Source organism: Streptomyces sp. CLV115 (assembly GCF_038448545.1).
GTDB classification, from domain to species: Bacteria; Actinomycetota; Actinomycetes; order Streptomycetales; family Streptomycetaceae; genus Streptomyces; species Streptomyces sanglieri.
The window spans coordinates 1-5,240 of record NZ_JBCEWQ010000279.1; the positions used below are offsets into that span (position 1 = coordinate 1).

At 71.0% G+C, this 5,240-nt stretch carries 4 protein-coding genes; 2 read left to right on the forward strand and 2 right to left on the reverse strand.

Annotated features, from left to right (window positions below):
- Positions 1-183 precede the first annotated feature (183 nt).
- Positions 184-1,035 carry a lysozyme gene (locus tag AADR41_RS41055; RefSeq protein ID WP_342287483.1) on the reverse strand — a complete coding sequence of 284 codons (852 nt, stop codon included), beginning with the start codon at positions 1,033-1,035 and terminating at the stop codon, positions 184-186.
- A gap of 242 nt (positions 1,036-1,277) precedes the next feature.
- On the opposite strand from AADR41_RS41055, the gene AADR41_RS41060 reads away from it, so the two are divergent.
- The gene (locus tag AADR41_RS41060) at positions 1,278-1,760 is read left to right on the forward strand and encodes a MarR family winged helix-turn-helix transcriptional regulator (protein ID WP_342287485.1); all 483 of its coding nucleotides are present in this window, start codon (positions 1,278-1,280) and stop codon (positions 1,758-1,760) included.
- Positions 1,761-1,790: 30 nt separating this feature from the next.
- Here the strand turns inward: AADR41_RS41060 and AADR41_RS41065 are convergent, their stop codons facing one another.
- Positions 1,791-2,576 carry a protein phosphatase 2C domain-containing protein gene (locus AADR41_RS41065; RefSeq protein WP_342287487.1) on the reverse strand — a complete coding sequence of 262 codons (786 nt, stop codon included), beginning with the start codon at positions 2,574-2,576 and terminating at the stop codon, positions 1,791-1,793.
- A gap of 365 nt (positions 2,577-2,941) precedes the next feature.
- On the opposite strand from AADR41_RS41065, the gene AADR41_RS41070 reads away from it, so the two are divergent.
- Positions 2,942-5,240: sensor histidine kinase (locus AADR41_RS41070; protein WP_342287488.1), on the forward strand; the 2,299-nt coding region annotated here is incomplete at its 3' end.

A 5,240-nucleotide genomic window follows, 5' to 3' on the forward strand; every position in this document is an offset into this window, starting at 1 on the left:
CGTCGCCGCCGAACTGAACAGCCGGCCACGCAAAACGCTTGGCTGGGAAACCCCAGCCAAGCGTCTCACTAAGCTCCTGGCCACAGCCAGTTGACCTCTGTGTTGCAACGACCCCTGGAATTCGCCGATCGCCGGGGCTCTGCGGTGTGGAGCGGTGGGGCCGCGAGGACGCGGCGGGCCGGCTCAGCCGTTGGCGAGGGCCTGCACGCGGTCGAGGGCGCCGTTGAAGCGGTCGTGGTCGCCGACGGTGGGGCCGGACGAGGTGTACTGCCATATCGTGTAGAAGCCCCACCCGGCCGGGAGCTCGCCGACCGTGGCGGCGTAGCGGGCCACCCACAGCGGGTTGGTCGCGCCGAAGCTCGCGTTGTTGCCGGTGCAGGTCTTCCACCAGCTGGTCGCGGTGTAGATGACCGCGTCGCGTCCGGTGCGCGCCTTGTAGGTGTTCACGAAGTCGCGGATCCAGGAGACCATGCCGGCCTGGCTCAGGCCGAAGCACTGGTCGCCGTACGGGTTCCACTCGATGTCGAGCACGCCGGGCAGCGTCTTGCCGTCCCGCGACCAGCCGCCCCCGTTGGACACGAAGTAGTTGGCCTGGACGGCACCGCTCGTGGTGTTCGGAGTGGCGAAGTGGTACGCGCCGCGGATCATGCCGACGTTGTACGAGCCGTTGTACTGCTGGGCGAAGTACTCGTTCTTGTAGTACGTGCCCTCGGTGGCCTTGGTGTAGGCCCACTTCACTCCGCTGTTCCAGAGCGTCGACCAGGCGACGTTGCCCTGGTGGCCGGAGACGTCCACGCCTTCGGTCTGGACGGCGCGGGTGTCCCGCGGCAGTCCGTCCTGGCCGTCGTGGGCGACGACGCCCATGCCCATCGTGGCCGTGCCGCGCGCGGGCTTCCTGGCGGCCGCGTCGTGGGAGCCGGCGGCGCTCGCCGCGCCGGGCAGGGTGAGGAGGAGCGAAAGGGCTGCGAGCAGCGTCCCGGCCGCCGCGAAGCGCGAGCGGCGGGACGTCTTGGAAGTGGATCTGAGCACCGGCATGGGAGTGCCTCCGAGGACGTGGTGGGGGGACGTGCTGATCCCAGGGGGACGCGGAACGAACCCCTGCGGGCATGTAATGGTGTGAACATGCCAGGACTGACGCTACGCACGTAGACCCGTGCTGCGGAAGGGGGCCTGGTAGCTGCCGTTGGTCTACGCCTGCGAAATACTGGCGGAGCTGCGGCGATGACCAGCGGCGAAAGAAATTTTCAGCGACAGGAAAGCTCACGAGGGGTGTTGACGTGCACGGGAGCGAAAGCGGTAGTGAACCGGGCGCGACCGGCGGAAGTGGTGTGGACCACGCATTCCTTGCCCTGGAGCGGGAGTTGGCCGTCTTTCTGCGCCGGGCGCGGTCCAATTCCGGCGAGATGGCGCGCGAGGTCCACCCGGAACTGGAGTCCGCCGCGTACGGACTGCTCGTCCGGCTGGAGTCGGCCGGGCGGCAGCGGGCCACCGATCTCGCGGCCTACTTCGGGGTGGGCAAGGCGACCATGAGCCGTCAACTGCGCGCCCTGGAAGGCCTCGGACTGGTGGCCCGTGAACCCGATCCGGCGGACGGCCGGGCCTTTCTCGTCCACCTCACCGCCGAGGGGCTGGCACGCTACCGCAGCGTGCGCGACGCCCGCCGGGAGCGCTACGTCCGCAAGCTCGACGACTGGGACCGGGCGGAAGTGGCCGAACTGGCCCGGCTGCTGCACCACTTGAACGCCCGCGCCGAGGAATGACGCCGGCTGCCCGGGCCTCCCGGTGTGCCGTCACAACACCGCGTAGACCGCCGTCGCGTCGTCATGGGTCTTGCCGCGGCGCAGCCGGACCCGCTCCGTGTCCGCGTCCTCCAGGGCCCTGACCCGGTCGATCAGCCCCTGTGGACCGTCCTTGTGGAGCACCCCGAGGCAGTCCCTCCAGTCGCCCTCGTGGAACATCTCGGTCCAGCGGGACGCCCCGTCGGTCAGCGCGGCGATCGCCCGCACCCGGTCGCGCGGGGTGTGCCCGGTGACCGCGCGGGCCGCCACGGAGGGGTCGGCGGCGGCGGTGAAGAAGCCGCCCTCCTTGTTCCGGAACCCGGAGTCGGCGATCGCCTCGGTGCTCAGCGAGCCGGGCGGCAGGCGGTCGAGCCGGTCGTCGAGCAGGGGGCGCACACTCCCGTCGTGCGCCTCGAACAGCAGTACGGAGTCGGAGAGCACCAAGTGCTCGACCCCGGTGTCGTCCCAGCGCGCCATGACGACCGTTGCCTGAGGCGTGCGCACGTGAGAAAGGTCACACAGGGAACGGTGCGTGTCGGCGGTGCGCCGAATGGATTCCTCCAGGATCTCCTGAAGGGTCAGATCCCGCCGCGAACCGGACAGTTCGACCAGTGCGCCACCCAGCCGGGCGGTGAACCAGGGGACCGAGTGCACACAACCGTCGTCACCCCGGGGCGGTGTCACCCCGTCGAGCACGACCAGCGCCCCACCTTGGCCGGAGGCGGGGAGCGCGGTGGCCGCCCAGTCCTCGTTCGGGCGTTCCGGGCTGCCGGCGACAGTGGCCAGTTCGATGCGCATGCGACCAGTCTGCACGGTGCCTTCACGAGCCCTGCACCTGGCCGAGATTGGCCTGCACCAGCAGGTCAGGCGAACGGTCGGAGCGGAAGGAAAGGCTCCGTGAGGCATGCGGGCGGGCATCCTGCCAAAGCCTGCGCGGAAGTTCCAGCCGACGGACCAGGTGTGGCCGAAGGTCCTCCGGGGCAAACTTGTTTGCCAACTCTGGAGTGATGTTCACTCGTTCAGGTGGCGGAGTGGTTGATGCACGCCCCCCTCTCAAAAGCACTGGAATGGTCAGAAGCCGTACCAGGGGTCGGGGCGCTCGTTATATGTGACCGTGCGTCACCTCTGCTTCAAGGGCGGACGAGTCAAGATTGCGAGCACCGGTGCAGAAGAAGCGGCCTCGGAGCAAGGGCGGCAAGCAGAGCGGTTCCGGGGTGACGCCGCCGGCACCTGACGGGAGCGAGAGCACCCGGCGCACCGTGCGCGTACGGAGCCGGCTGGTCGCCGGTGTCGCGGTGGTCGGCATCACCGTCATCGCCGCGGGCACCCCCGCGATCCTCGCCGCCTCCTCCGAACTGAACGAATCGCAGCGGCTGGTCACCCTCGCCGAGCTGAACCAGCAGGCCACCGCCCTCGCCCACGCCCTCGCGGACGAGCGCGACGAGGTCACCGCCCGGATCGCGGCCGGACGCGACCAGGCGTCCGGCGGCAAGGACGACCCCCGGGGCCACAGCGCCCGGGTCGACCAGCAGATCGACGAGATCCGCGCCACGGCCCCGGCCGCACTGCGCCGCGACCTCTCCGCCGTCCCGTCCCTGCGCCGCGACGCGCTCAGCGGCAAGGGCACCGCGCTGGAGGCCCACCAGGCCTACTCCGAGGTCATCGCCAAGCTCCACGAGCTCGCCGACGAGCTCGCCGAGAAGACCCCGCCGCGCGCGGCCGAGGCCACCCGTGCCCCGCTCGCCCTCGGGCAGGCCACCGAGCAGGCCTCCGCCACCCGCGGGCTGCTGATCGCCGCGCTCTCCGTCCCCCGCAAGGTCGCGGTCCCGCAGCTCGACCCGGTGACCGGGCTTCCGGTGCAGATCCAGGACGGCGGCAACGGCAAGGACGACCGCACCCGCGACGAGCTGAGCGCCGCCGCCCAGCAGGCCCGGGTCCGCGAACTCGGTTCGCTCGCCGACTTCGACCAGGCCGCCGGCTCCACCGCCCGCGACAAGCTGTCGTCCACCGTCACCGGGCCCGAGGTCAACAGCGCGGAGAAGTACCTCAACACCCTCACCGACCGCCCCGAGCTGTCCGACTCCGACCAGGGGACCAACCGCAAGAAGGCCGAGGCGGCGCTCTCCGCGCGGATCGACCGGATGCGCAGCGTCGAATCGGCCCTCGGCACCGAACAGATCCGACGCCTGGAGCAGCTGCGCGACGACGACGTCACCGCGCTCGAACTGCGCATCGCGCTGCTCGGCGGCTGCCTGCTGATCGCGGTCGGCGTCTCGACCGCCGTGGCCCGCACCCTCACCCAGCCGCTCGCCGTGCTGCGGATCGGCGCCGCCCGCCTCGCCACCGAACCCGACACCGCCGAGCCGATCCGCTACACCGGCCGCAACGACGAGTTCGCCCAGGTCGTACGGTCCCTCAACAGCCTGCACGGCAGGCTCCAGGGACTCCTGACCCAGTTCAACGGCCGCTACGAGACCCTCCGGGCCGAGCACGGCGAGCTGATCACCGCCCGCGAGACCCTCACCGTCCAGCGCGCCGAGCTCCAGGTCCTGGCCTCCGACCTGACCAACCAGCTGGAGCGGCTGAAGAACACGGTCCACCACACCTTCGTCAACCTCTCGCTGCGCACCCTCGGCCTCGTCGAGCGCCAGCTCGGGGTCATCGAGAGCCTGGAGGAGCGGGAGCACGACCCGGAGCGGCTCGCCACCCTCTTCAAGCTCGACCACATGGCCACCGTCATGCGCAGGCACAGCGAGAACATGCTGGTCCTCGCCGGTGCCGAGCACGGCCACGGGCACGCGGGGCCGATCCCGCTGGTCGACGTGTTGCGCGCGGCCGTCTCGGAGATCGAGCGGTACGAGCGGGTCACCATCCAGTCCCTGCCGCCGCACGCCCAGATCGCCGGCTTCGCCGCCGACGACCTGAGCCACCTGGTCGCCGAACTCCTGGAGAACGCCACCTCCTTCTCGCCGCCCGACTCCCACGTCCAGCTCTCCGGCTGGCTGCTGGAGAGCGGCGAGGTGATGCTCTCCGTCCAGGACGAGGGCATCGGGATGTCGACCGTACGGATGGGCGAACTCAACACCCGGCTCGCCGACCCGACACTCTTCGAGGCGGGCGAGCAGAGCGCGGACGGGGCCGGCCTCGGCCTCCAGGTCACCTCCCTGCTGGCCGCGCGCCACGGCGTCCGGGTCCAGCTGCGCGAGCACAAGGGCAGCGGGATCACGGCGGTCGTCGTGCTGCCCCAGGCTCTGCTGCCGAAGTCGCCCCCGACGGCCACCCCGCCGCCGGTGAAGATCCCCGGGGACGCCCCCGCGCTGAACCTCCCGGGGTCGGTCGCCGAGGCCAACTCCAACTCCCTGCCGACCCGTACGCTCGCGCTGCCCGGCGATCCGCTGATCGCCGCCGCCGAGCAGACGATCCGCGAGGCAAAGGCCGCGCCGGCCCCCGCCGCTCCCGAGC